Raw genomic sequence first — 599 nt, 5'->3', positions numbered from 1 at the left:
CCGCAAATATATCGAAAAGGACGCGGCGCTGGAGCGGCGCTTCCAGCAGGTGTTCTGCGCCGAGCCGAGCGTCGAGGACACTATCGCCATACTGCGCGGACTCAAGGAGAAGTACGAGATTCACCACGGGGTGCGCATTCGGGACGACGCGCTCGTGGCGGCGGCTATGCTGTCCGCCCGTTATATCACGAACCGTTTTCTGCCGGACAAGGCTATAGACTTAATGGACGAGGCGGCGAGCCACCTCAAAATGGAGAACGAGAGCCAGCCGACCGAACTGGACAAAATCGAGCGGCGCATTCTGCAGCTTTCCATAGAGAAGCATTCCTTGTCTAAAGAAGAAGACGCGCCGTCTAAGGAGCGTCTCGCAAAGCTGGAGGAGGAACTGGGGAATCTGAGCGCCTCGCGCGACGCCATGAAGCTGCAGTGGGAGAACGAGAAGAAGGAAATCGGCGAGAGCCGAAAGCTGAAGGAGGAACTGGAGCAGCTCCGCATTGCCGAAACGCAGTATACGCGGGAAGGCAGGCTCGAAAAAGCGGCGGAAATCCGCTACGCAAAGATTCCCGAAATCGAGAAGCGGCTCCGCGGTTCGGAGGAAC

The 599-nt window shown here is 58.4% G+C and carries 1 pseudogene; it reads left to right on the top strand.

Going from position 1 to position 599, the window contains the following annotated elements:
• Nucleotides 1–599: pseudogene (locus tag AWU74_RS07455) on the top strand (type VI secretion system ATPase TssH); the annotation flags it as partial.

It is taken from the genome of Treponema endosymbiont of Eucomonympha sp., assembly GCF_001028545.1.
The sequence above is the reverse complement of the archived record's forward strand: the minus strand, read 5'-3'. Positions and strand labels throughout refer to the sequence as shown.